The organism is Sporolituus thermophilus DSM 23256, assembly GCF_900102435.1.
GTDB classification, from domain to species: Bacteria; Bacillota; Negativicutes; order Sporomusales; family Thermosinaceae; genus Thermosinus; species Thermosinus thermophilus.
In genome coordinates, this window is the sequence record NZ_FNBU01000025.1 from 15714 (window position 1) to 38872 (window position 23159).

Annotated in this window: 17 protein-coding genes and 1 pseudogene; 5 read left to right on the top strand and 13 right to left on the bottom strand. The window is 56.3% G+C overall.

Annotation, left to right across the window (positions count from 1 at the left end):
• Nucleotides 1–359: 359 nt before the first annotated feature.
• From BLQ99_RS12550 to BLQ99_RS12570, 5 genes and pseudogenes are all read right to left on the bottom strand, one after another.
• On the bottom strand, nucleotides 360–1223 hold the full coding sequence (locus tag BLQ99_RS12550; protein ID WP_093691534.1) for a CoB--CoM heterodisulfide reductase iron-sulfur subunit B family protein: 864 nt from the start codon (nucleotides 1221–1223) through the stop codon (nucleotides 360–362).
• Nucleotides 1223–2173, bottom strand: coding sequence for a succinate dehydrogenase/fumarate reductase iron-sulfur subunit (locus BLQ99_RS12555; protein WP_093691504.1), 951 nt, complete (start codon nucleotides 2171–2173; stop codon nucleotides 1223–1225). Before BLQ99_RS12555 ends, BLQ99_RS12550 begins: the two co-directional genes overlap by 1 nt.
• Nucleotides 2173–3885, bottom strand: coding sequence for an FAD-binding protein (locus BLQ99_RS12560; RefSeq protein ID WP_093691506.1), 1713 nt, complete (start codon nucleotides 3883–3885; stop codon nucleotides 2173–2175). Before BLQ99_RS12560 ends, BLQ99_RS12555 begins: the two co-directional genes overlap by 1 nt.
• A 34-nt stretch (nucleotides 3886–3919) precedes the next feature.
• A pseudogene (locus tag BLQ99_RS12565) lies at nucleotides 3920–4478 on the bottom strand (Fe-S-containing hydro-lyase).
• 16 nt (nucleotides 4479–4494) lie between these two features.
• Nucleotides 4495–5340, bottom strand: coding sequence for a fumarate hydratase (locus BLQ99_RS12570; protein ID WP_093691508.1), 846 nt, complete (start codon nucleotides 5338–5340; stop codon nucleotides 4495–4497).
• Nucleotides 5341–5500: 160 nt separating this feature from the next.
• On the opposite strand from BLQ99_RS12570, the gene BLQ99_RS12575 reads away from it, so the two are divergent.
• Complete coding sequence (locus tag BLQ99_RS12575; protein WP_093691510.1) at nucleotides 5501–6382, top strand: LysR family transcriptional regulator; 882 nt, start codon at nucleotides 5501–5503, stop codon at nucleotides 6380–6382.
• A 53-nt stretch (nucleotides 6383–6435) separates the two neighbouring features.
• On the opposite strand, the gene BLQ99_RS12580 is transcribed toward BLQ99_RS12575, so the two are convergent.
• The 3 genes from BLQ99_RS12580 to gyrA all read right to left on the bottom strand — a co-directional run bounded on the left by BLQ99_RS12580 (nucleotide 6436) and on the right by gyrA (nucleotide 12255).
• Nucleotides 6436–8013 (bottom strand): ArnT family glycosyltransferase, encoded by a 1578-nt coding sequence (locus BLQ99_RS12580; RefSeq protein WP_093691512.1) that lies wholly within the window; start codon nucleotides 8011–8013, stop codon nucleotides 6436–6438.
• 60 nt (nucleotides 8014–8073) lie between these two features.
• Nucleotides 8074–9699, bottom strand: coding sequence for a putative polysaccharide biosynthesis protein (locus BLQ99_RS12585; protein WP_093691514.1), 1626 nt, complete (start codon nucleotides 9697–9699; stop codon nucleotides 8074–8076).
• 120 nt (nucleotides 9700–9819) lie between these two features.
• Nucleotides 9820–12255, bottom strand: a complete 2436-nt coding sequence (gene gyrA, locus BLQ99_RS12590) for a DNA gyrase subunit A (RefSeq protein WP_093691516.1) — start codon at nucleotides 12253–12255, stop codon at nucleotides 9820–9822.
• Between the two features lie 176 nt (nucleotides 12256–12431).
• On the opposite strand from gyrA, the gene ytaF reads away from it, so the two are divergent.
• From ytaF to BLQ99_RS12610, 4 genes are all read left to right on the top strand, one after another.
• Nucleotides 12432–13076, top strand: a complete 645-nt coding sequence (gene ytaF, locus BLQ99_RS12595; RefSeq protein WP_093691518.1) for a sporulation membrane protein YtaF — start codon at nucleotides 12432–12434, stop codon at nucleotides 13074–13076.
• 129 nt (nucleotides 13077–13205) lie between these two features.
• Complete coding sequence (buk, locus tag BLQ99_RS12600) at nucleotides 13206–14273, top strand: butyrate kinase (RefSeq protein WP_093691520.1); 1068 nt, start codon at nucleotides 13206–13208, stop codon at nucleotides 14271–14273.
• A gap of 260 nt (nucleotides 14274–14533) precedes the next feature.
• On the top strand, nucleotides 14534–14989 hold the full coding sequence (locus tag BLQ99_RS12605; protein WP_093691522.1) for an N-acetyltransferase: 456 nt from the start codon (nucleotides 14534–14536) through the stop codon (nucleotides 14987–14989).
• Nucleotides 14990–15259: 270 nt separating this feature from the next.
• Complete coding sequence (locus BLQ99_RS12610) at nucleotides 15260–15598, top strand: L,D-transpeptidase (RefSeq protein WP_093691536.1); 339 nt, start codon at nucleotides 15260–15262, stop codon at nucleotides 15596–15598.
• A 122-nt stretch (nucleotides 15599–15720) separates the two neighbouring features.
• On the opposite strand, the gene BLQ99_RS12615 is transcribed toward BLQ99_RS12610, so the two are convergent.
• From BLQ99_RS12615 to BLQ99_RS12635, 5 genes are all read right to left on the bottom strand, one after another.
• Entirely contained in the window at nucleotides 15721–17907 is a 2187-nt protein-coding gene (locus tag BLQ99_RS12615) for an EAL domain-containing protein (protein ID WP_093691524.1), read from the bottom strand.
• Between the two features lie 124 nt (nucleotides 17908–18031).
• Complete coding sequence (gene leuB, locus BLQ99_RS12620) at nucleotides 18032–19099, bottom strand: 3-isopropylmalate dehydrogenase (RefSeq protein WP_093691526.1); 1068 nt, start codon at nucleotides 19097–19099, stop codon at nucleotides 18032–18034.
• The gene (locus BLQ99_RS12625) at nucleotides 19096–19587 is read right to left on the bottom strand and encodes a 3-isopropylmalate dehydratase small subunit (RefSeq protein WP_093691528.1); all 492 of its coding nucleotides are present in this window, start codon (nucleotides 19585–19587) and stop codon (nucleotides 19096–19098) included. The genes leuB and BLQ99_RS12625 overlap by 4 nt, the downstream gene beginning before the upstream one ends.
• The gene (gene leuC / locus BLQ99_RS12630; protein ID WP_093691530.1) at nucleotides 19584–20846 is read right to left on the bottom strand and encodes a 3-isopropylmalate dehydratase large subunit; all 1263 of its coding nucleotides are present in this window, start codon (nucleotides 20844–20846) and stop codon (nucleotides 19584–19586) included. Before leuC ends, BLQ99_RS12625 begins: the two co-directional genes overlap by 4 nt.
• Nucleotides 20847–20848: 2 nt before the next feature.
• Nucleotides 20849–22396, bottom strand: a complete 1548-nt coding sequence (locus BLQ99_RS12635) for a 2-isopropylmalate synthase (protein WP_093691532.1) — start codon at nucleotides 22394–22396, stop codon at nucleotides 20849–20851.
• Nucleotides 22397–23159: the final 763 nt, after the last annotated feature.

A 23159-nucleotide genomic window follows, 5' to 3' on the forward strand; every position in this document is an offset into this window, starting at 1 on the left:
CATTATTTTTCACGATAACTAAAGAAAAAAGTCTAGCAGCAAACTCTATCCAGATACACTAATCTATTACTTTATTATTTATACTATTTTATCACATTTAAGGAATTTAATACAAAAATTGGTCTATTTTCCCTGATAAGCTATTTGACCTATTTTATGGATTACCCCTTTGATTATCTTCCCCATTTTCACATCGCCGGCATACCTTTAAGCACACAAAGATAAATAGAAACCGCCCCTGCTGCCAAACATTTTGACAGCAGGGGCGGACATCGGCGGTACCACCCTGATTTGTAATTCACCGCCGCAAGGGCTTCCGGGTAACGTCCGGGGCGCTTTTGCGCGCCTTATTCTCATAATTATATTTTCGCCACCAGCTTCCCGGTATCAGCGATGTGCCGGTTAAGGCCGAGGTCGGCCGGCGCAAGGCCAAGGGCCAGACCAATCAGCTGGGCGAGGTGCAGGACGGGCATTTCCCGGTCACCGCCCACGGCTTGGCGGCCTTCGGGCTGGTACATGTCAAGCTGCATCTGACAGAGCGGGCACGGCGTCACGATACAGTCCGCTCCTGCGAAAGCCGCGCTTTGGTTGGTGGTCCCCGTAATCTTCATCACGTCTTTTTCGGCCGTGAAAACAGCGTGGAACCCGCAGCACTGCAGTTTGGCCGTGAAGTCGACCGGCGTAGCGCCGAGCGCGCGGATCAGCGTCTCCAGCGACTTAGGGTTGGCGTAATCCTCGAAGTTCATGACCGTCGGCGGCCGCAGGATATGGCAGCCGTAATAGCCGGCCACCTTAAGGTTTTTGAGCGGCCGCTTAACTTTGGCCTTCAGTTTTTCCACGCCATAGTCGCGGATAAGCGCCCATAAGAGATGGGTGACTTCGGCTGTCCCTTTATATTCAAGGCCGGCTTGGGCTAAAAAGCCGTTGATTTTTTCTTTTTGGCCGTTGTCCAGTTTGGCCTTGGCCTGACGCAACATGAGGGTACAGGTGTTGCATACCGTGAGCAGGGGCAAACCCAGCTTTTCCGCCAAGACAAGGTTACGGGCATTCACGGCCAGGGCGGCCGTCTCGTTAACATCCTGCAGGTGCGAGCCGCCACAGCACGTCCATCCTTCCAGTTCGACAAGCTCAATGCCCAGGGCCGCCGCCACCTTTACGGTGGCCAGATAAGCCTCCTTGGCGGCCGCTTCCAGGACGCAGCCGGGGAAAAAGGCGTAGCGCATCATTTTTCGGCCTCCTCTACTGCTTTGATGATGGCGCGGACTTGTTCAATGCCTTTCACCGGCTTGGGGAAATGAAAAGGATTTAACTTGCCTTTCCGCAGCAGGCGCAAGGCGAAGGGCAGACGCTTAGCCGACTTGACCACGCCTTCGGTCCGCAAGGCCAGCAGCATTTCGTTCAGGCGGCCCGTGTCCTTGATATCCTTGAGGAAAGCCACGGCGTGACGGGCGCCGGGGTTGTCCGGGAGGCGCCGCTTAATAGAGAGCTGGCGCAGTTTGGCGATTTCCTGGCCGGGAGCAACCTTTTTCGGGCATTTGGTGACGCACTCGACGCAGTGCATGCACTTCCACAGCCCCTTGTTAAAGGTAGCCTCAAGCCGCTCCTGGCTCGCCTTGTCACGGGAATCGGCGACAAACTTGCCGGCCTTGGCGTAGATGAACGGCTCATAGAAATCGCTGTCGTCAGCCGACAGTTTGCTGCACTCGGACGCGCAGGCGCCACAGAGGATGCAGCCGGCCTGGGTATCAATCTTTTTAAAATCCGCCGGCGTTTGGCGGCACCCCGTTTGGGGCGAAAATACATCGTGAGGAATGAGCCACGGCTTGACTTCCGCCAACCGCTCGGCCTTGGGCTCCCAGTCCACCACCAGGTCGCGGATGACTTTAAAGTTAGCCAGGGGCTGAATTAGCAGCGTATCGGTATCGTACCGCTTCAGCACCGCATCCAGCGGGGTTTCACAGGCCAGCATGGCCTGACCGTTGACCCGGACGGCGCAAGCGCCGCACACCGCCGAACGACAAGCAGCGGTAAAGGTAAGCGTCGGGTCGATTTCTTCTTTAATCTTAATAAGCCCCCACAGAATGGTCTTACCGGGCTCATGTTCAAACTGATATTCCTGCAGATAGCTTTTTTCGCCATCAAATCGTTCGATTTTATAAGTTATTTTGCCCATCAGTATTTCCTCTCCGCCGGTTGATACTTGGTGACGACTACGTCGCGATAAGACAGCTTATAAGCGTCGCCTTCCTTGGTGACAAGGGTGTGTTTCAGGAAGTTAGCGTCGTCGCGGTGCGGATAGTCTTCCCGCAGGTGGCAGCCGCGGCTTTCGGTCCGGTTGAGCGCCCCGAGCACGACCGCTTTGGCTACCGTCAACATGCTGCCAAGTTCGATATAGTTGACAAAGGCAGTATTGTACACCAGGCTGGGATCGCCCACCCGGCAGGACTGATACTCGGCCAGCAGGCCGTCAACCGTATTAAGCGCCTCTTCCATCTCGGCGCCTTTGCGGAACACGCCCACCTTGTACCACATGGTCTCTGCCAGGCGGTCGCGGATGGAAGCCACCGTCGGGCCGCCGGTACGGGCCAAGACTTTTTCCCGTTTGGCTTCCCAGGCTTTGGCCGCCTCAAGTACGGCCCCTTCGTTGTAGAAGGAGCGTTCTAGCGCGCACGCCTGCGCGCCTTTGCCGGCAAACTTGCCGAAGACGACGATATCGGCCAGCGAGTTGCCCCCGAGGCGGTTGGCGCCGTGGATGGAAATGCAGGAGCATTCCCCGGCGGCGAACACGCCTTCTACGGCCGTGGCGCAGGTACGGTAGTCGACTACGTCGATGCCGCCCATCGAATAGTGGCAGCTCGGCCGGATAGGAATCGGCTGCTCAATGGGGTCGACCTGTTCGAAGGCGATAGCCAAGTCACGGATTTGCGGCAGCCGCTCGAGGATTTTTTCCCGGCCGAGATGACGGAGGTCAAGCAGCACATAGGCGCTCATCCCCGTGCCGCCAAACCCGCGGCCTTCCTTGATTTCCGTTTCGATGGCCTGGGACACCAGGTCGCGGGTGGCCAGTTCCATCTTTTCCGGCGCGTAGCGCTGCATGAAGCGCTCGCCTTTGTTATTGATAAGGTAACCACCCTCGCCACGGGAGGCTTCCGACATCAGGATGCCGGTGCCGGCCAGGCCGGTGGGGTGAAACTGGACGAATTCGGGGTCTTTGAGGGCGATGCCGGCATTGAGGCAAGCCGCCATCCCGTCGCCGGTCGAAGCAAAGGGGTTGGTGGTGCGCAACCAGTACATCCGGCCGGCGCCGCCGGTGGCCATGACCACGGCTTTCGCCGCAATGGGCACGATGCGGCCGGTCTTGAGCTCCAGCGCCACCACGCCGCACAGCTTGCCGTTATCGACTACCAGTTGCAGCAGGTACCATTCCGATAGCACCTTGACTTTATATTTCAGACACTGCTCATACAGTGTATGAAGAATGACATGGCCGGTCTTGTCGGCCGAATAGCAGGTGCGCGGCGAGGAAGCGCCGCCGAAGTTGCGCTGGGCGATACGGCCTTCTTTATCCCGGGAAAAAGGCACGCCAAAATAATCGAGTTCGCGAATACAGTCAGGGGCATTGGTGACGAAAAATTCGACGGCATCCTGGTCGCCCAGGTAGTCGCTGCCTTTAACGGTATCAAAAAAATGTTTTTCAACCGAGTCATTGGGATCGGCATTCTTCAGCGCCCCGTTGATGCCGCCCTGAGCACAGCCGGTGGCCGAACGGGTGGGAAACATCTTGGTCATCAGCGCGACGCTGCCGCCGCCCTGCCGGCTGGCCTCCAAAGCCGCCCGCATGCCGGCGCCGCCGCTGCCGATTACAAGGACGTCAAACTTTAGCATATGTCACCTCAATCTAAGTTTGATTAGTTGTCATTTAGTCCTGGCGGTATTGTTTCTGGCCTTCCTCATAGAAATTGCGGCCCTGGCTGTCGATGGCCACAATCACCGGGAAATCCTCTACCTCGGCCGCGGCCAGCGCTTCCGGCCCAAGGTCTTCGTAGGCGATGACGGTGTACGACTTGATGCGCTTCGAGATAAGGGCCGCGGCCCCGCCGGTGGCGACAAAATAAACGGCGCCGTGGCGCTTCATGGCTTCCACGACCTCAGCCGAACGGTAGCCCTTGCCGATCATGCCGCGCAAACCCTCGGCAAGCAAGCGGGGGGGTATAAGCATCCATCCGACCGCTGGTGGTCGGGCCGGCCGAGCCGATGGGCTCACCGGGCTTGGCCGGGGACGGACCGGCGTAGTACACGATCTGGTCGGTAAGATCCACTGGCAGTTTTTCCCCGCGCGCCAGCGCCTCTACCATGCGCTTGTGGGCGGCATCGCGGGCAATAAATATCGTGCCGGTCAGCAGCACGCTGTCGCCGGCTTTGAGCTGCGCTACCGTTTCTTTCGTTAAGGGGGCAGTCACGCGAACTTGTCCGGACATGGCGGTTCCTCCTCACTTACAGTACGATTTCAGCATGCCGGGTGGCATGACAGTTGATATTGACGGCTACCGGCAGCATGGCGATATGGGTGGGAAACCATTCGATATTGACGGCAAGGGCGGTAACCCGGCCACCCAGACCCTGGGGCCCTACCCCTGTTTTATTGATAAGTTCCAAAAGTTCGACTTCCAATTTAGCGTACTCCGGGTGGTCGTTTCGCTTATCCAGCGGGCGGATAAGGGCTTGTTTGGCCAATAGCGCTGCCTTCTCCATCGTACCGCCGATGCCGACGCCGACCACGATGGGCGGACAAGGATTGGAACCGGCGTTGGCCACTGTTTCGACGACAAATTTCTTCACGCCCTGCACACCGTCCGACGGCTTGAGCATCTTGAGGGCGCTCATATTCTCGCTGCCGGCCCCTTTCGGCGCGAGGGTAATTTTAATTTTATCCCCCGGCACGCTGTCGACGTGAATAATGGCCGGGGTATTGTCGCCGGTGTTTTTCCGGTTAAACAGCGGCTCCTGCACGGCCGATTTACGCAGATACCCTTCTTGGTAACCTTTGGCGACGCCGGCGTTAATGGCCTTGGCCAGCGTACCGCCCACAATTTGGACATCCTGGCCGAGTTCGACGAACACTACTGCCAGGCCGGTATCCTGGCACATCGGTTTGTCCTCTTCCCGGGCAATACGGGCATTCTCAATAATTTGCGCTAAAATCTCGCGGCCCAGCGGCGACTCTTCCCTCGCCTGAGCCTCCACCAGCGCCTGGTGTACATCGTCGCCGAGATAGTAGTTGGCTTCCACGGCCAGTTTGGCGACGGCTTCGGTAATTTTCCCCGCCTCAATCGTACGCATATCCAGCCTCCTCGTCCCCTCGAATGTATTGAGTAATTTTTCACAAATAAAAAGTGAGGATAACCCCTTTTTTATCAGTCTATCACCTTTATTTATTAATTTAAAATAATTATAATCTATTATATAATAGTTTGTGTCTATTGATCGGGGTGGGGCGCCGGTGGAACTGCGCCAACTGGAATACTTTCAAATGGTCAGCCGGCTTGGCAGTTTTACTAAGGCGGCCGAAAAACTGCATGTCGCCCAGCCGTCGGTAACCAACGCCATCGGTAAACTGGAAGACGAGCTCGGCATCCGCCTGTTTGACCGCAACCAAAAAAAAGTGGCCTTAACGGCCGAAGGGCGGATTTTTCAGCGGCGGGTAGATAAAATCCTGCGGGAAGTGGCGGAAACGCTGGCCGAGATGCACGACCTGAAAAACTTAGGCCGCGGAACCATTAAGGCCGCGGTGCCGCCGATGATCGGCGCCTATCTGTTTCCCAATATCTTTATCAGTTTCAAAAAGGCGTACCCTGGCCTTGACCTGCAGGTCTTTGAAGAAGGGTCACTGGCCGCGCGGATGATGATTGAGAGGGAAGAGCTCGACCTGGGTATTATTATCCTCCCGGAAGAAACCGCTGTTTTCCACACCCTGCCCATCGTGGAGGAAGAAATCGTCCTCTGCCTGCCCCCCGCGCATCCGCTGAGCGGTAAACAGGCCGTTACTTTTAGCGAGCTGCGGCATGAGCCCTTCATTCTGCTCAAGGAGGATTCATGTCACCGCCGGTTTATTATCGACCGCTGCCGCGAAAGCGGCTTTGCGCCGCGGATCGTATTTTCCTCCAACCAGATCCAGACCATCAAGGCGCTGGTCGCGAGTGGCGGCGGCATCTCGTTTTTGATGCGGATGGTCGCCGAGGACGCCAAAAACATCACCACCGTCCCTTTGGCACCGGCACTGAAGATTCGCATTGGCCTGGCCTGGAAAAAGGATAAATATTTATCGAAAGCGGCCCGGGCGTTTATTGATTTTGTCGCCGGTAGGTCAATAAGTCAATCCTGACCCCATAGCCATAGCAAAGCCGCGAGCACAGCTTATCTTGTGCTCGCGGCGTATTATTTACGTTTATACAAAGTCATTTTCCCATGGCTGGCCACCGGCACAAAATTTTGAACCTGCAATTTTGCTTGGAATTGTTGCTGATCGTGAGCGTTTACAATAACATAAGTCGCCGGATTGGTTAGCGTTCGGGCATAAAATACATCCTCAGGCTCTGTCGGCATGGTATATTTACCTGCCCAGATACCGCGCGGTTCATTGCTTTCCTTACCGGTGACCAGTCGTATTATGAGATAATCACTATAAAATACCGCCGACGTTGGGTAATCGCCATAAGACGCAACTATAGCCCCCTCTTTAGGTAGCGCCGCAGCCACTACTTTGGCCGAACGGGTATCAGCATAGCTCGCAAAGCCATAAACGCTTATAACCAAACTAAGCGCTGCCACCCCTAGGGCTACGGCCGCCGGCATTAGCCGCCTATCGCCCCGGGTCTGCAGCCATATAAGCGCAATAATTGCCACCCCGCTTAGCGAAGATACGACAAACCAGTCCGGATTTGCTTTTAAATATTTTAGCCCGATGGCAAATCCGGCAAATAATAAACCGGCAGGTATGGCAAGCCATAACCAGTCAGTCCGCCCGCCGCCATTTTCCATCCGGGCGATATAGCCGCCGGTGACAATTGCCGCCGGAAACAGAGCGGGGAAAACATAGGTCGGATACTTGGTGGCCATCAAGGTAAAAAAGACCAGAATTACCGCTGCCCATACCCATAAAAACCGCTCATGCATCGCCTGAGGACGGACGGCTAAACTGCCCAGGGCCTTTAGGAAAAGACCGGTCCAGGGTAGCAGGCTGAGCGGAAACAATACTAAGTAGTAGTAAAAAACATTGTCCTTGGGATGTTCGGAAACGGTTGCCCTAATATAATTGTGCAAGCCTAAAAACGTGTTAATAAACTCCGCTCCATGCGCCTTATACATATAAAAATACCACGGCAGCACTACGGCGCTGAAAACCGCCATGCCGGAAATAAGCGAAAGTTGCTTAACCAGCCCCCACCGGCGCGAGACCACTATATAAATAGCAACGACTAATGCCGGCAGGACAATACCGACCGGGCCCTTGGTTAAAACGGCCAATCCGGAACTTGCATACGCCACAATGAACCATTTTTTCCCTTGGCCTGATAACCCTAAATAGAAAGTGGCCAACGCGACGCTGACAAAGAAGAATAAACAGGCGTCAGTTATAATCATTTTCGCCAGTATCCAAAACTGCAGCGACGTCCCCAACACCATTGCGCTCAGTATGGCAACCCGCTCTTTGCCATAAAGCCGCCGGACAAACCAGTAGCAAAAACTGACGCTTAACGCGCTAAAAAGCGCCGACGGAAAGCGGGCGGCAAATTCATTTATGCCAAATAACTTGTAACTAAGGATAATCAGCCAATAAACCATGGCCGGCTTATCATACCAGTATTGCCCGTAAATCCGGGGCGACAGCCAGTCCCCGCTAAGCAGCATTTCTTTGGCGGTCAGGGCATAATTGGCCTCTACCGGGTCAGTAACCGGGATGGACGCGTTAAAAAACAGATACACCGCCGCCGCGGCAAAGAATATCATCACCATCGTTGCCAGCCGTTTTATTTTCCTCACCCCGCAGATTTTGTCGCTAATGGCACCTGAACCTTAAGACTTAAGCAGCCCCAGGCCGCTTAATACTCTGACCACGGCCGAGCCTACCAGGGGGATTTGCAGAATGTCCCGTTCGCTTAGCCCGCCCAATAGCAGTAACACAACAGCGTAAACAATCACTGCCGCCAGCATGGCCGCCAGCGTCGTCTGCGTCTGGGTAAGCAGTCCGGATGCGGCACCGGAAAACACGTAAATACCGGCGCTCATTACCGCCGCCGCGAAGATATTTCGCGCCAAGGCTCCCAGATCCATCCTAAACCCGGTGTAGCGGTAAACAAAATACAAATTCAGGAAGGCCGCTACGCCCATATCGGCAGCGGTAGCCCACGCCGCCCCCTTTATCCCTAAGGCCGGCAGGGCGACAAGGTACCAGTTAAGCCCGACTTTGACCACCGCGGCTATTCCCATGTTTATAACCGGGATGGCCGTATGGCCCAAGCCTTGGAGCACGCCGGTGGTTGTCTGATGCAGCCCCAATAGGTACACGCTAATGGCCAAAACGCGCACCACCTCGCCGGCCTCGGGCGCATGGTAAACAAGAGCGGAAATTGGCGTCGCCAGCAGCCATAACGCTGCTGCGGCGGGGATGGTTACAATATTGGTCAGCCGCATCGCCGCCGCCGTGCGCAGCTTAATCCGCTCAGCATTTCCCACAGCATATGCTTCCGCCACGGCCGGCACCAGACTGGTGGCCAGCGCCGCCGTAAACAGGGTCGCCAGATTGACCAGCGGCACCGCCATGCCGGTTAAGTAGCCGAACAGCTCGGTCGCCTGCTCGACAGTATAGCCCGCCACTTCCAGCCGGGCCGGCACAATAAATAGGTCAAGGTTGGCTACCAGCGGCAGCATGATACTGGACAGCGATACCGGCAGCGCGAGGATGATAATACGCCGCAAAATGCTCCCGGCGTTTTCCCGTGGAAAAATTCCGGACAGCAGCCTTTCCTTTTCCGCCACATCGCGCTGCAGCTGCCAATAATAATAAAGCATAACAACCAGACCGGCCGCCGCCCCCGCGCCCGCCCCTAGACTGGCGCCGCCGGCGGCATATTCAATCCCTTTGGGCAGCAGCAGGGCGGCAAAAATCAGCATGGTTGCGACCCGGAAAAGTTGCTCGACTATTTGGGACACAGCGGTCGGTGTCATAATTTGCCAGCCCTGGAGATAGCCGCGAAAGCTGGACAGTACCGTAACCAGAAAAATCGCCGGGGATAAAGCCAGCAAGGCATAATAGGCGCGGGCATCGCGGATAAAGCGAAGTTCGATCAGCCACCCGGCCCCAAAATACATGAGCACACTGAAGCCAAGGCCCATTGCGATTAACAGCATGAGCGACAGTTGAAAAATACGGTTAGCTCCCCGGTAATCGCCAAGAGCTGCTTTTTCCGCGGTAATAATCGAAATCGCTACCGGAATACCGGCGGATGAAACGCTTAGCACCAAAAGATAAATGGGGAAGGCCATTTGGTAGAGGCCAATCCCTTCACCGCCCAACACCCGGGATAAAATAATCCAGTTCAATGACCCGATAACTTTGACAATGATGCCGGCTGCGGTTAAAACGAGCGTGCCTTTAAGAAACTGATTGGCGCCATGTCCATTGTCTGTTTGTTGCTGCATTTCCTTACTTTTCTCCAGTCTTTTATCCAGGTAAGCTGTCACCCTGCTCAGAACAAATCTCACTTATGTAAGCACCCTGCCGGGATTCCCGGCAGGGCGTTTGTCTGGTACAGACCTGTTTTAATCACTATCCGATTTTTTGTCTACGGCCGCCAGGGCGACAACACGGTCGTTTTCGCCCACGCTCATAACCTTGACGCCTTGCGTGTTGCGGCCGGTGACCGAGATTTCGTCCACTTTGGTACGGATAACAACGCCATCGCCGGTGATGAGCATCAATTCCTGGCCAGGGCGCACTACTTTGAGCCCGACAACCTTGCCGGTTTTCTCGGTAATCTTGTTGTTAATAAGGCCCTTGCCGCCGCGTGATTGCTGGCGGTAATCCTCGACCGGCGTGCGTTTGCCATAGCCGGCCTCGGTTACGGTCAGCACCTGGCCGTCTTTTTTCACCGTATCCATACCGACAACGACGTCGCCATCCCGCAGGGTAATGCCCTTAACACCGTGCGCGGAGCGACCCATAACCCGCACTTCTTTTTCCGGGAAGTTGATGGCCATGCCGTCGCGGGTGCCGAGCAGGATATGCTGCTCACCGCTGGTCAGTTTGACGTCGATCAGCTCGTCGTCCTCGTCCAGCGTCAGGGCAATCAGGCCGACCTTGCGGGCGGTGTCAAACTCTAACAGCTCGGTCTTTTTGACAATCCCCTTCTTGGTGGCCATGAAGAGATACCGGTTGGCGCTGAATTCCTTGATGGGAATAACGGCGGTGATTTTCTCGTCTTTCTCCATGGGAAGGAGGTTGATGATGGCCGAGCCTTTGGCCGTGCGCCCGGCGTCAGGCAGCTCGTAGCCCTTAAGGCGGTATACCCGGCCTTTGTTGGTAAAGAAGAGAATATTATGGTGGGTTGTCGCCACGAATAAATGTTCCACAAAGTCCTCTTCCTTGGTGCCCATGCCGGTTACGCCCCGGCCGCCCCGCCGCTGGCTGCGGTAGGTATCGACCGGCAGGCGCTTGACATACCCCTGGTGGGTAATGGTGATGACGATGTCCTCATTGGCGATGAGGTCCTCGACCTCCAGTTTGGACACATCGCTGGTAATAACCGTGCGGCGCGCATCGCCGAAGCGCTTTTTCACGTCCAGCAGCTCATCCTTGATGATGTCCATAACTTTGCGTTCGTCCGCCAAAACCCCCTCCAACCATTCGATGGTTTCGAGGACGTCCTTGTACTCTGCCTCGATTTTTTCCCGCTCCAGGCCGGTAAGGCGCTGAAGCCGCATGTCGAGGATGGCCTGCGCCTGCTTCTCGCTGAGGGCAAACTTGGCAACAAGCGCATCGCGGGCAATTTCCGGCGTCCGCGACTGGCGGATAGTGGTAATAACCTCATCCAGGTGGTCAAGAGCGATTTTGAGCCCTTCCAGGATATGGGCCCGCGCCCGCGCCTTCTCCAGTTCGAACTTGGTGCGCCGGATAATGACGTCTTTCTGATGCTCCAGATAGTAGTGGAGCATGTCGCGCAGGTTGAGAATGCGCGGCCGGCCGTCGACCAGGGCCAGCATGATCACGCCGAACGTTTCCTGAAGCTGGGTGTGCTTATAGAGCTGATTTAAAATGACATCGGCATTGACGTCGCGCCGCAGTTCGATAACAACGCGCATGCCGTTGCGGTCGCTTTCGTCCCGCAGATCGGTAATCCCGTCGATGGTTTTTTCCCGGACCAGATTGGCGATGGTTTCCACCAGTTTCGCCTTATTGACCTGATAGGGAATTTCCGTGACCACAATCCGGTGCTTGCCGCTGGACATCTTCTCCACGCGGGCCTGGGCCCGCATCTTAATGACGCCGCGACCGGTAGTATAGGCCTGTCTGATGCCGTCCCGCCCGAGAATAAGACCGCCGGTCGGAAAATCCGGGCCCTTGATGGCCATCATCAGCTCTTTAACCGATACCTCGGGATTGTCAATCATCATGACAAGGGCATCGACCACTTCGCCCAGGTTATGCGGGGGAATATTGGTGGCCATGCCGACAGCAATGCCGGCCGAACCGTTAACCAGCAGGTTGGGAATTTTCGCCGGCAGTACGGTCGGCTCTTTGAGCGACTCGTCATAGTTAGGAACAAAATCTACCGTGTCCTTGTCAATATCAGCCAGCATTTCCTCGGCGATGCGGGACATGCGCACTTCGGTATAACGCATGGCCGCCGCCGCGTCCCCGTCGATAGAACCGAAGTTCCCATGGCCGTCAATAAGCGGGTAGCGGGTAGAAAAATCCTGGGCCATCCGCACGATGGCATCATAGACCGAACTGTCGCCGTGGGGATGGTATTTACCTAAAACTTCCCCCACAATACGGGCTGACTTCTTATAAGGCTTGTTTGGCGTCATGCCCGCTTCGTGCATGGCGTACAGAATGCGGCGGTGCACCGGCTTCAGACCGTCGCGCACGTCCGGCAAGGCCCGCATGACAATGACGCTCATGGCATAGTCAATATAGGAGTTTTTCATTTCCTCCTCTATGCGCACGGGCAATACTTTGCCTAAGCCAAAATCCACATTTTCACCTCCCAATGCGCAAAAATACCTCAAACATATATCATTTCCCTATCTATGTAAAAAATTCCTGCCCCGCCGCTTGTCGCCGGACAAGCGACCCCCTGTGACCAAAAGCCGGCCACGACCATATATTAACGTGAAAGAATGCTTTAGTTTACTTAGGGGGCTGAGCGGCTATGAGTATGGGGCTTTTTTACGTTATTTTGCTTGGAATCGCCGTCAGCATCGATGGTTTTGTTGCCGGCGTAGCCTACGGCCTGAAAAACATCAGGATGCCTGTCAAATCGCTGGCGGTCATTGGCGTCGTCACCACCGTCATGACCGGGTTCGCCATGCTGGGCGCCTATGTCTTCAGCCGGTTTATCGATACCGACATCGCTATAATCCTTGGCGCGATGTTGCTCATTTTGCTGGGGCTGTGGAGCCTCTTCCAGCAATACTTAACCAAAGACGTGCCGTCCTATGAAGCTGACGGCGAAGTCACTGCCCGTAAACTCACTTTCTCCATCGGCCGTCTGGTCGTCAGCATTATGGCCAAGCCGGAAACGGCCGACGTCGACCGGCTCGGATATATCAGCACTCTGGAAGCCGTCTTCCTCGGCATCGCCGTAGGCCTGGACGCCATGGTCGGCACCTTTGCCGCCGCCCTTATGGGGGTATTGCCAATTTATACTCCGGTGGCGGTTGGTATCATCCACATCCTGTGCGTCGCCGGCGGCTGTTATTCATCGGCGCGCTTTGTCTCCGACCGGTTGAAAAAACGCTTTCCCTACCTGCCTGGTACGCTACTGATCATCCTCGGTCTCATCCGGCTAGCCTAACCTAAAACCGCCCTTATCGCCGCAGGTGGACCGGCTCGGCCGTCCGCCTGATTTTTTTTATCGCCTCTTAACATTTTGTGGACATACTACTACAATAATAATGATACTATACATAGCGGAGGTTGCATAATGTTTCGCATCCTTACCATCAATCCCGGATCCACATCCACCAAAATCGGCATTTTTGAAGACACGCGCGAGGCGCTGACGCAAAACCTGAGCCACAGCGCCGACGAACTTGCCGAATTCCCTACCATCATCGACCAGTTAGATTACCGCCTGGGAAAAATCATGGACTTTCTCGCGGCGCAAAACCTCTCCCCCCGCGACTTTGCCGCCATTGTCGGCCGCGGCGGTCTTCTCAAACCCATGGTCAGCGGTACCTATCTAATTAATGAAGCCATGCTCGACGACCTCAAACACAGCCGGTACGGCGCCCATGCCTCCAACTTAGGCGCCATTCTGGCGGCCATGCTGGCCAAACAGGCCGACTGCCCCGCCTATATTGTCGACCCCGTCGTCGTCGATGAACTCGAGCCGGTAGCCCGCGTCACCGGCCGGCCGGAAATCGAGCGCCGCAGCATCTTCCACGCCCTCAATCAAAAGGCGGTGGCCAAACGCTTCGCCAAGAGCATCAACCGCCCATACGAGGAACTTAACCTCATTGTCGCCCATCTTGGCGGCGGCATCTCGGTCGGTTGCCATAAACAAGGCCGAGTTGTGGAAGTCAATAATGCCCTGGATGGCGAAGGGCCCTTTTCGCCCGAACGGGCTGGCACCATGCCGGCTGGCCAATTCGCCGACCTTATCCTGAGTGAAGGCCTGCGGCGGGAAGCAATCGCCAAAATGCTGGCCGGCAAAGGCGGTCTTGTCGCCCACCTCGGCACCAATGACGCCCGTGAAGTGGAAAAGCGTATCGCGCAAGGAGATAAGGAAGCCAAGCTGGTCTACGACGCCATGATTTACCAGGTGGCGCGCGCCATTGCCGCCGCCGCCGTGCCGGTATGCGGCAAGGTGGATCACATCCTGCTTACCGGCGGCATCGCGTACTCCCAATACCTGACCGGCAAACTCGAAGAATATATCGGCTTCATCGCCCCTGTCGTCGTCCTCCCCGGCGAAAACGAACTCCAGGCCTTGGCCGAAGGCGCCTACCGCGTCCTTACCGGCGAAGAACAGGCCAAAGAATACCGGTAGCACACCAAAGACCCTGTAGGCCAAACCGGCCTACAGGGTCTTTTTTACCTTCTACTTTTATAGTCTACAAATGAAATTTATATTTATGCAATATTTTATTAAATATTTTTTCGCAAAGAGGGGAATATTTCAAGTTAAGTCACGCTGTATTCAAGCCGAAACTAACAGCAACATTTTAAATTTTGCAAGCGTTAACACCAATTGCATATTTAAGCATATAGATATATAATTATACAAAGATAGAATAAGGGGGGCTGTCGATGCTGGTTCGCAAAGCGACATTTCATGATGTCGAAGCTATGCATCAGATCGTTAATCAATACGCGGCCAAAGGAATGATGCTGGCCCGTTCGCGCAACACGCTGTATGAAACGCTGCGCGACTTCGTCGTAGCTGAAGAAGCCGGGCGAATTATCGGCGTAGGCGCACTGCATTTGATATGGGACGCCTTGGCGGAAGTGCGCTCGCTGGCCGTGGCGCCCGAGGCCACCGGCAAAGGAGTAGGCCGGCGTATAGTGGAAGCTTTGACGAAAGAAGCCAGGGCGCTTGGCGTCAAAACCTTGTTTGCCCTGACCTACCAGCGCGAATTTTTTGAACGCCTGGGGTTCAATGAAGTACCCAAAGAAACACTCTTGCATAAAGTCTGGAAAGAATGCATAAATTGCCCCAAGTTTCCCAATTGCGACGAGATTGCCGTGGTCAAAAATATTGAGTAAACTGTAAAGTTAACCTTCTCGTCTGCCAAACAACAAAGATGACATAGGCCCCGCAGAGTGAGGAACATATAACGGCAATACACTGAATAATTCTTGTTCCACTTGCCTTGTCAGTGGTAAAATAAAATTGCACCGCTGAAAAAAGGCTTGGAATCCATCGCCTCAAAGCGGCCAAATAAGCAAAGTCCCGGTTATGTCCGGGGCTTTTTTACTACTGGGCCCTTAACCCCGGCCCTGCTGTGTGCATATCATAAAACCGGGGTGAAAAAAGTGGCCTATTCGATTATTGTCTCGCTGGCCCGGCGGCGGCTGATGCTGCTCAAAGACGGCCAGGTCGTCAAATCATACCCGGTCGGCGTCGGCAAAAGCGGCACGCCCACGCCGACCGGCACCTACTATATCGTTAATAAACTGCCCAATCCCGGCGGCCCATACGGCGCCATGTGGCTTGGGCTTAGCCACCGCGGCTACGGCATTCACGGCACCAATAACCCGTCCTCGATCGGCGGCTATGTTTCCAAGGGCTGTATCCGTATGTACAACCGCGATGTCCTGGAACTGGCCAGAACCGTGCCGCTTGGCACGGCCGTCACCATCACAGCATACTAAAGCTATCCGCCATCCATACCCAATGAACAGAGCGGCCAAATCTTCAGGATTGTGAAAATTATACATTTCGCCATTGGGGCGCTGGTCTTATTAGCATTATTAGGATAACAAAAGCTAATAGGCTAGCCATAGCTTCGCGCCTGCTGCTTTAGCATGGCACGCATTTTTCCCGGCGGCACCGGCGGCGAAAGTAAATACCCCTGGGCCTCATCGCAGCCATATCTTTTGAGAAAGTCCAGGTGACCGGCTGTTTCTACCCCCTCAGCCACCACTTTTATTCCGAAATCGTGGGCAAGAGAAATAATCATGCGTATTATCGCCGCGCTTTCCGGTGAAGACTCGGCGTCTTTGACGAAAGACTTGTCAATCTTAAGAACATCAAGCGGCAGTCGTTTCAGGCTAAACAGCGAGGTCTGACCTGCGCCAAAATCGTCCATGGCAAACTTGATGCCCGCTCTTTTCAGCCGGTTGAGCACGGAAACTACCTGTTCAATATCGTGCATGCACATACTCTCGGTAATTTCCAGTTCCAGCCGGCCAGGATCAATGCCTGAGCGTAAAACAAATTCCAGAACGTTGTCGCTGAAATCGGCCTGATACAGTTGGCTGGCCGCCAAGTTCACCGACATATTTATTTCGATACCTTCAGCCTGCCAGGCGCCCAACTGCCGGCAAGCCTCGGTAAGCACCCAGGTACCGAGAGGAATAATCAGACCGGTTTCTTCGGCCAGCGCAATAAACTCACCCGGCAACGTCAGCCCGCGGCGGGGATGCAGCCAGCGCACAAGCGCTTCGACACCGGCAATGCGTCCGCTGGCAATTTCCCAACGCGGCTGATAATACAGGACAAATTCGTCTCTTTCCAGGGCCTGGCGCAGTTCGCGCTCCAGCGCGATTTTGGCTGCCGCTTTTTCGGCTACGGCGGCGTTATAAAACGCGCAGCGGTTTTTACCGTCAGTTTTCGCGCTGGCCATTGCCGCCTCGGCGTGCCTAAGGATCTCGGCAGCGCTCGCTGCATCGTCAGGATAGAACGCGATGCCAATGCTGGCGGTGAGAAAAAACTCCTGTCCGTCAACAAGCCACGGTAACCGGCAGGCCGTAAGAATACCGTTTGCTATGCGTTCAGCCGTTTCCCGTCCGCCGCCTATCGACAAAATGGCAAACTTGTCGGCGCCCATCGCTGCTACCATTGCTTCGGCGCCCGCCACAGCTGCCAATCGTTCGGCGACCGCCCTGAGCAGTTTGTCGCCGGTGGCATGCCCGGCCACATTGTTGACGAGTTTGAACCCGTCAATATCTACTGCCATCAGCGCGGCGCAGCCGGCGGCTTCTTCCAGCTCATGCAACCTTTCCAGCAAACGGTGCCGGTTGGGCAGACCGGTAATCTGGTCATAATACGCCAAAAACGTCGCTTTTTCTTCCGCCTTCCGGCGCTGCGCCAGCTCGAGACGCAGTTTGTCATACAGGCCGGCATTGTGCAGCGCCAGCGCCGCCAGATTGGCAAACCGCTCCAACAGATCTGTCTTGTCTTGGGTAAATGCCGTCTGGCTATCAAGATACAGCACATTTAAAACCCCGATAATACTATTGTTCACTTTGAGCGGGATGGCAGCCATTGCCCCCATGTTTTCGATAGGCAGCGTCGTCACCCGGTGCGGCCAGACCGCATAATTGTCAGTAATGATGGTATTTCCTGTCTGCCAGGCCCGTCCGGCCAGTCCTTCCCCCCTCGCAAGGGCAATTGGGTAATCACGAGACACCTCCTGGTAATACCCGATGGCAAACTTGGGTATTAGCCGGTCTAAAGCCTGGTCTACCATAAAAATACAGGCGTGCTGTGTACCGACAAGCTGGCAGGCTTTCTCAAGCACTGTCCGCAAAAGTCCGTCCAGGTCTGCCTGGCGGTTGATGCTGAGGGTTACTTCATAAAGCATTTTCAGATATGCATTTTGTTTACGCAGCTTTTCCTCGCTGGCCAAAAGAAGCTGCTGGCTGGCCTGGAGATCGTCGAACTGACTGCGCAGTTCCTCTTCCATGGCCGCAATTTCTTCGTAAGCGGCGGTAAGTTCCTCCACTTTGGCGGTGAGTTCCCTATTCTTTTCGGCCATACGACGGGTATGTAGCCAAATAAGATAGTAAAGCCCGACCGCCGTTATACCGACGTACAACCAGCCTTTGGCCGTCTGCAGCACGGTAAGCCGGGCCAGATCATCCACCGCCCATGCCAGGACTGCGTCCGAAAAAGTTATCCACACCACGGCCACGACCGAATAAATAACGGTAATAACCAGCGCGGCGTTTTCGCGCATTGCTGCCACCCCATCGCCGAATTAGTCTGATAATATTTAATTTACTATAAAGCGACAAAATCCTGCCCTCAGCAGAGTCCCAGCAAAAAAGGCTTCCCTCTAAGCTCAAGGGAAGCCTTTTTTGTCATATCTCTTCTTCGATGCGCCGGGCCATTTCTTCGGTGCTGAGGCGCGTCAGTCCTGGCCGGTACAAGTCGGCGGTGCGGTAGCCCTCGGCCAATACCGCCGCTACCGCTTGTTCGATGGCGTCAGCCGCCGCCCCTTCCCCCAGCGAGTGTCTAAGCAGCATGGCCGCCGACAAAATGCAGCCAATCGGATTGGCTATGCCCTGGCCGGCGATATCCGGCGCCGAGCCATGGACCGGTTCGTACAGGCCGGGGCCGTCGCCCAGACTGGCCGACGGCAAAAGGCCGATTGACCCGGCCAGCACGGCCGCTTCGTCGCTCAGGATATCGCCGAATAAATTGCTGGTAACGATGACATCAAAGTTTTTCGGCGCGAGAACGAGCTGCATGGCGCAGTTATCCACGTACAAATGGTCAAGCCGCACTTCGGGAAAGGCCGCCGCCGTTCGCTCCGCCACCGTCCGCCACAGCCGCGACGTGGCCAGCACGTTGGCTTTGTCTACCGAAGTAACCCGCTTGCGGCGGAGCCGGGCCGCCCGGCAAGCCACGCGTACGATGCGCTCAATTTCCGGCGCCGTATATATTTCCGTGTCCCAGGCCTCGTCCGGCGCGTCGGCGACGTGAGCTTCCTGGCGGGCGCCGTAGTAAATACCGCCGCTTAGTTCCCGGACGATCAGGATATCTGTGCCGACCACCGCCTCGGCCTTGAGCGGCGAATAAGGCGCAAGTGCGTCCCAGACCCGCACCGGCCGCAGGTTGGCATACAGGCCAAGGGCTTTGCGCAAGCCCAGAATGGCCTTTTCCGCCCGCAGGTGAGGAGCGACGTCGTCCCACTTCGGGCCGCCGACGGCCCCCAGCAGCACCGCGTCGGCGGATTTAGCCGCCGCCACCGTGGCCGCGGGCAGCGGCTCACCGCACCGGTCAAGGGCCGCGCCGCCGGCAAGGCCGTGCTCGTACTCAATGTTAATGCCGCCTTTGGCGGCCGCTTTGCTAAGGACGCCGAGCGCCGCCGCGACTACCTCCGGGCCAATGCCGTCGCCAGGAATAACGACAACACGGTAGGTCATGCCCACCCCTCCTTTACGTAAGCGATCAGGCCGCCGGCCTTGGCAATGGCCTGCACGAACTGTGGCAGCGGTTGGGCGGTAAACACTTCACCGGTAGTGAGGTTCTCCACCCGGCCGGCTGCCAAATCAATCCTGAGCCGGTGACCGGCGGCAATGCCGGCTACCGCGTCCCCCAGCTCAAGGAGCGGCAGCCCGATGTTAATGGCATTGCGGTAAAAAATGCGGGCGAAGCTGTCTGCTACCACGCAAGCTACACCGCACCCCTTGATGGCCAGCGGCGCATGCTCCCGCGACGAGCCGCAGCCAAAATTCTTGCCGGCGACGATGATATCGCCGGCCGCTACCTGTCCGGCGAAAGCGGGATCAATGTCCTCCATGCAGTGCGCCGCCAGTTCGCGCGGGTCGGCCGTGTTCAAGTACCGGGCCGGGATAATGACATCGGTATCCACATTGTCGCCATAACGCCATACTTTGCCTTCCAAAATCATTGTGCCACCTCCCACGGGGCGGCGATGCGGCCCAGCACCGCGCTGGCCGCCGCCACCGCCGGTCCCGCCAAATATACTTCGCTGTCCACATGGCCCATGCGGCCGCGGAAATTGCGGTTGGTCGTCGCCACCGCCCGTTCGCCGGCGGCAAGAATGCCCATATAGCCGCCAAGGCAGGGGCCGCAGGTAGGAGTGCTGACCACGGCGCCGGCACGGATAAAGGTTTCGATATAGCCGCGCTGCATCGCCTCCAGATACACCGTCTGGCTGCCGGGAATGACAATGGCCCGCACCCGCGGGTGCACCGTCTTTCCTTCTAAAATAGCCGCCGCCTGGGCCAAGTCCTCCAGCCGCCCGTTAGTGCATGAGCCAATAACCACCTGATCGATGACGATATCACCCACTTCTGCGGCCGGGCGTACGTTTTCCGGCAAATGGGGCAGCGCCACCACCGGCTCGAGGTCATCCAGGTTTATCACCACCGTGCGTACATAACTGGCATCGGCGTCCGGGCTCACTACTTCATAATCCCGCTCCACCCGGGCAGCAAGATACCGGATGGTCGCATCATCGACGGGGAAAATGCCGTTCTTGGCCCCGGCTTCGATCGCCATATTGGCGATGGTCAACCGATCGGCTATAGTAAGAGCGGCCACTCCTTCACCGCAAAACTCCAGACTTTGATAGCGGGCGCCATCGACGCCGATCATGCCGATCAGGGTGAGCACCACATCCTTGCCGCCCACCCAGCGGGGCAGCTGGCCCCGCAGCTCTACCCGAATGGATGGCGGCACTTTAAACCAGGTTTCGCCGGTGGCCATGGCGGCGGCCATATCGGTCGAACCAACGCCGGTGGCAAACGCGCCCAGCGCGCCGTAGGTGCAGGTATGGGAGTCAGCGCCGATAATGACCTCGCCGGGCGCTACCAATCCCACTTCCGGCAGCAGCACATGCTCAATGCCCATCCGCCCCACCTCGAAATAGTGGGTTATGCCGTGTTTGGCGGCAAATTCGCGGACTGTTTTGCACATCTGGGCCGACTTGATGTCTTTGTTGGGCGCGAAGTGATCAGGCACCAGCGCGATTTTGCTTGGGTCAAACACCGGCCGGCCGATGCGTTCGAATTCTTGAATTGCCGGCGGCGCGGTAATGTCGTTGCCCAAGATCAAGTCCACCCGGCAGCGGATAAGCTGACCGGGAACCACCGCCGCCTGCCCGGCATGGCGGGCCAAAATTTTTTCCGTCATTGTCATGCCCATAATCAGTTCCCTCCTGCTGCCTGGCCGGATGCGCCGCAGCCGCATGCCGCCAGCATTTTATTGATAGCGCTTACATAGGCCCGGGCGCTGGCTTCGATGATGTCGGTGCTCAGACCCCGGCCGCTGAAAGTACGCCCCTCGCGCTCGACCCACACCGTGGCCTCCCCCAAAGCATCCTCACCGGCCGTCACCGCCTTAAGCTGAAAGTCCTTGAGGCCTATACTAAACCCTACCGCTTTTTCAATGGCCTTAAAGGTTGCGTCAACCGGACCGTCACCGCACGCCGCCGCTTCGAAAACCGCCCCGCTTGCCGCCAGCCGTACCGACGCCGTAGCCAGTGTTTGGTTGCCGCTCACCACGTGATGATAGACAAGCTGGTACCACTCGGGCTGGCCTGACGCCTTGTTAGCGACCAGGGCCTCAATATCGCGGTCAAAGACGATTTTCTTCCGGTCGGCCAGTTCTTTGAACCTGACGAAAAGCTCAGTCACGGCCTTCTCCTCCAGTTCATACCCCAGCTGGCGGAGCCGCTGTTCAAAAGCGTGCCGGCCCGAATGTTTGCCAAGAACGATCGAATTGCGGCTGATACCGATCGTTTCGGGGCTCATGATCTCATAGGTACCGGCGTGGTTGAGCACACCGTGCTGATGAATCCCCGACTCATGGGCAAAGGCATTTTCGCCGATTACGGCTTTGTTGGGCGGCACAGCTATACCGGTCAGTGTGCTGACCAGTTTGGAAGTACGGTAAATCTGACGGGTATCCACCCCGGTGCCGACGCGATAGAAATCCCGCCGCGTGTGGAGGGCCATAACCAATTCTTCCAGCGCGGCATTGCCGGCCCGTTCACCAAGGCCATTGACGGTACACTCGACCTGCGTCGCGCCGGCCGCTACGGCCGCCAGCGAATTAGCAACCGCCATCCCCAAATCGTCGTGACAGTGGACGCTGATTACCGCCTTGTCGATATTGGGAACATGTTCACGGATGTAGCGGATAAGCGCGCCAAACTCTTCCGGCGTGGAGTAGCCTACGGTATCCGGGATATTGATGACGGTGGCGCCGGCGGCAATGGCCGCAGCATAAACCTGACAGAGAAAGTCCCGGTCAGAGCGGGAAGCGTCCTCAGCGGAAAACTCCACGTCGTCGGTAAATTTGCGGGCGTAGCGCACCGCCTCTTCCGCCCGCTTGAGCACCTGAAAGCGGTTCATTTTCAGCTTGTGCTCCAGGTGGATGTCGCTGGTGGCGATAAAGGTATGGATCCGCCGCCGCTTAGCCCCTTCCAGCGCCTGGGCGGCCAAATCAATGTCCTCCTTGTTGGCCCGGGCCAAAGCCGCGATGACCGGTCCCTTCACCTGGGCGGCAATCTCCCGGACCGCCGCAAAGTCCCCGGGCGAAGCAAACGGAAACCCGGCTTCGATTACATCCACCTTAAGCCGCGCCAACGCCTGCGCAATCTCCAGTTTTTCGGCGGCAGCCAGGCACACCCCGGGCGTTTGCTCGCCGTCGCGCAGCGTCGTATCAAAAATTTGGATTCTCCGTGTTTCCAACACCTATACCTCCTCGTTTAGCTTCTATATAACAAAACCGCCCCTGCGGATGCCAAATGCATCCGCAGGGGCGGCAAGTGCCGCGGTACCACCCTGCTTGGTTCTCGTTACGCCAAGAGACCTTGACATACCGGCTAACGTCCGGCCCCGCTTTTGCCTAACACAATATACCAAGTGCAGTATACCGCTTCGGCAAAAGAGCTCGTGGGCGAGAAAAGCCAACTGCGCCGCCTGCCGGTTCGCACCACCCACCGGCTCTCTGCCTCGGCCCGCTTGTCGCCTGCTCCCAGTCATCGCTTTTGCATTATTTTTTTATTAACCGCGAAGGACGCAAAACACGCAAAGGGCTATGCGCGCGACAGTTGTCGCGTAATTCTTTAGCTTGAATTTACCCTGTTCCAGCGCGGCAAATGCCGCGCCGTAAACCCTACGCGTAACTTCGCGCACTACCCTGAAAAACGTAAAACCGCAAAGGCCGCGAAGAACGCAAAGGGCTACGCGCGCGACAGTTGTCGCGCGAGATTAGTTCATAAACTTACTTTTCATGCTTTGTGGTGCCAATTTATTGGCATGAATATCTTTGCGGTTTCATTTCCCCTACCTCATACCTCATACTTCATACCTCATACTTCATACCAAAATACAAAACCCCGCGAAAGTCCCTATCCTAAGCTATTTTAAGCCAGATAAGAAACCTTCCGCAGGGTCTTTTATACCCACGGTGTGATGCGCATAGTACGCGCACCTGCGCCGCTCGGTCCAG

Coding starts and splice junctions, on each gene's coding strand:
- BLQ99_RS12550 (WP_093691534.1), bottom strand. CDS start 1,223: ATGCGCTACGCCTTTTTCCCCGGCTGCGTCCTGGAAGCGGCCGCCAAG.
- BLQ99_RS12555 (WP_093691504.1), bottom strand. CDS start 2,173: ATGGGCAAAATAACTTATAAAATCGAACGATTTGATGGCGAAAAAAGC.
- BLQ99_RS12560 (WP_093691506.1), bottom strand. CDS start 3,885: ATGCTAAAGTTTGACGTCCTTGTAATCGGCAGCGGCGGCGCCGGCATG.
- BLQ99_RS12570 (WP_093691508.1), bottom strand. CDS start 5,340: ATGCGTACGATTGAGGCGGGGAAAATTACCGAAGCCGTCGCCAAACTG.
- BLQ99_RS12580 (WP_093691512.1), bottom strand. CDS start 8,013: ATGGTGATGATATTCTTTGCCGCGGCGGCGGTGTATCTGTTTTTTAAC.
- BLQ99_RS12585 (WP_093691514.1), bottom strand. CDS start 9,699: ATGCAGCAACAAACAGACAATGGACATGGCGCCAATCAGTTTCTTAAA.
- ytaF (WP_093691518.1), top strand. CDS start 12,432: ATGAGTATGGGGCTTTTTTACGTTATTTTGCTTGGAATCGCCGTCAGC.
- buk (WP_093691520.1), top strand. CDS start 13,206: ATGTTTCGCATCCTTACCATCAATCCCGGATCCACATCCACCAAAATC.
- BLQ99_RS12605 (WP_093691522.1), top strand. CDS start 14,534: ATGCTGGTTCGCAAAGCGACATTTCATGATGTCGAAGCTATGCATCAG.
- BLQ99_RS12615 (WP_093691524.1), bottom strand. CDS start 17,907: ATGCGCGAAAACGCCGCGCTGGTTATTACCGTTATTTATTCGGTCGTG.
- leuB (WP_093691526.1), bottom strand. CDS start 19,099: ATGACCTACCGTGTTGTCGTTATTCCTGGCGACGGCATTGGCCCGGAG.
- BLQ99_RS12625 (WP_093691528.1), bottom strand. CDS start 19,587: ATGATTTTGGAAGGCAAAGTATGGCGTTATGGCGACAATGTGGATACC.
- leuC (WP_093691530.1), bottom strand. CDS start 20,846: ATGGGCATGACAATGACGGAAAAAATTTTGGCCCGCCATGCCGGGCAG.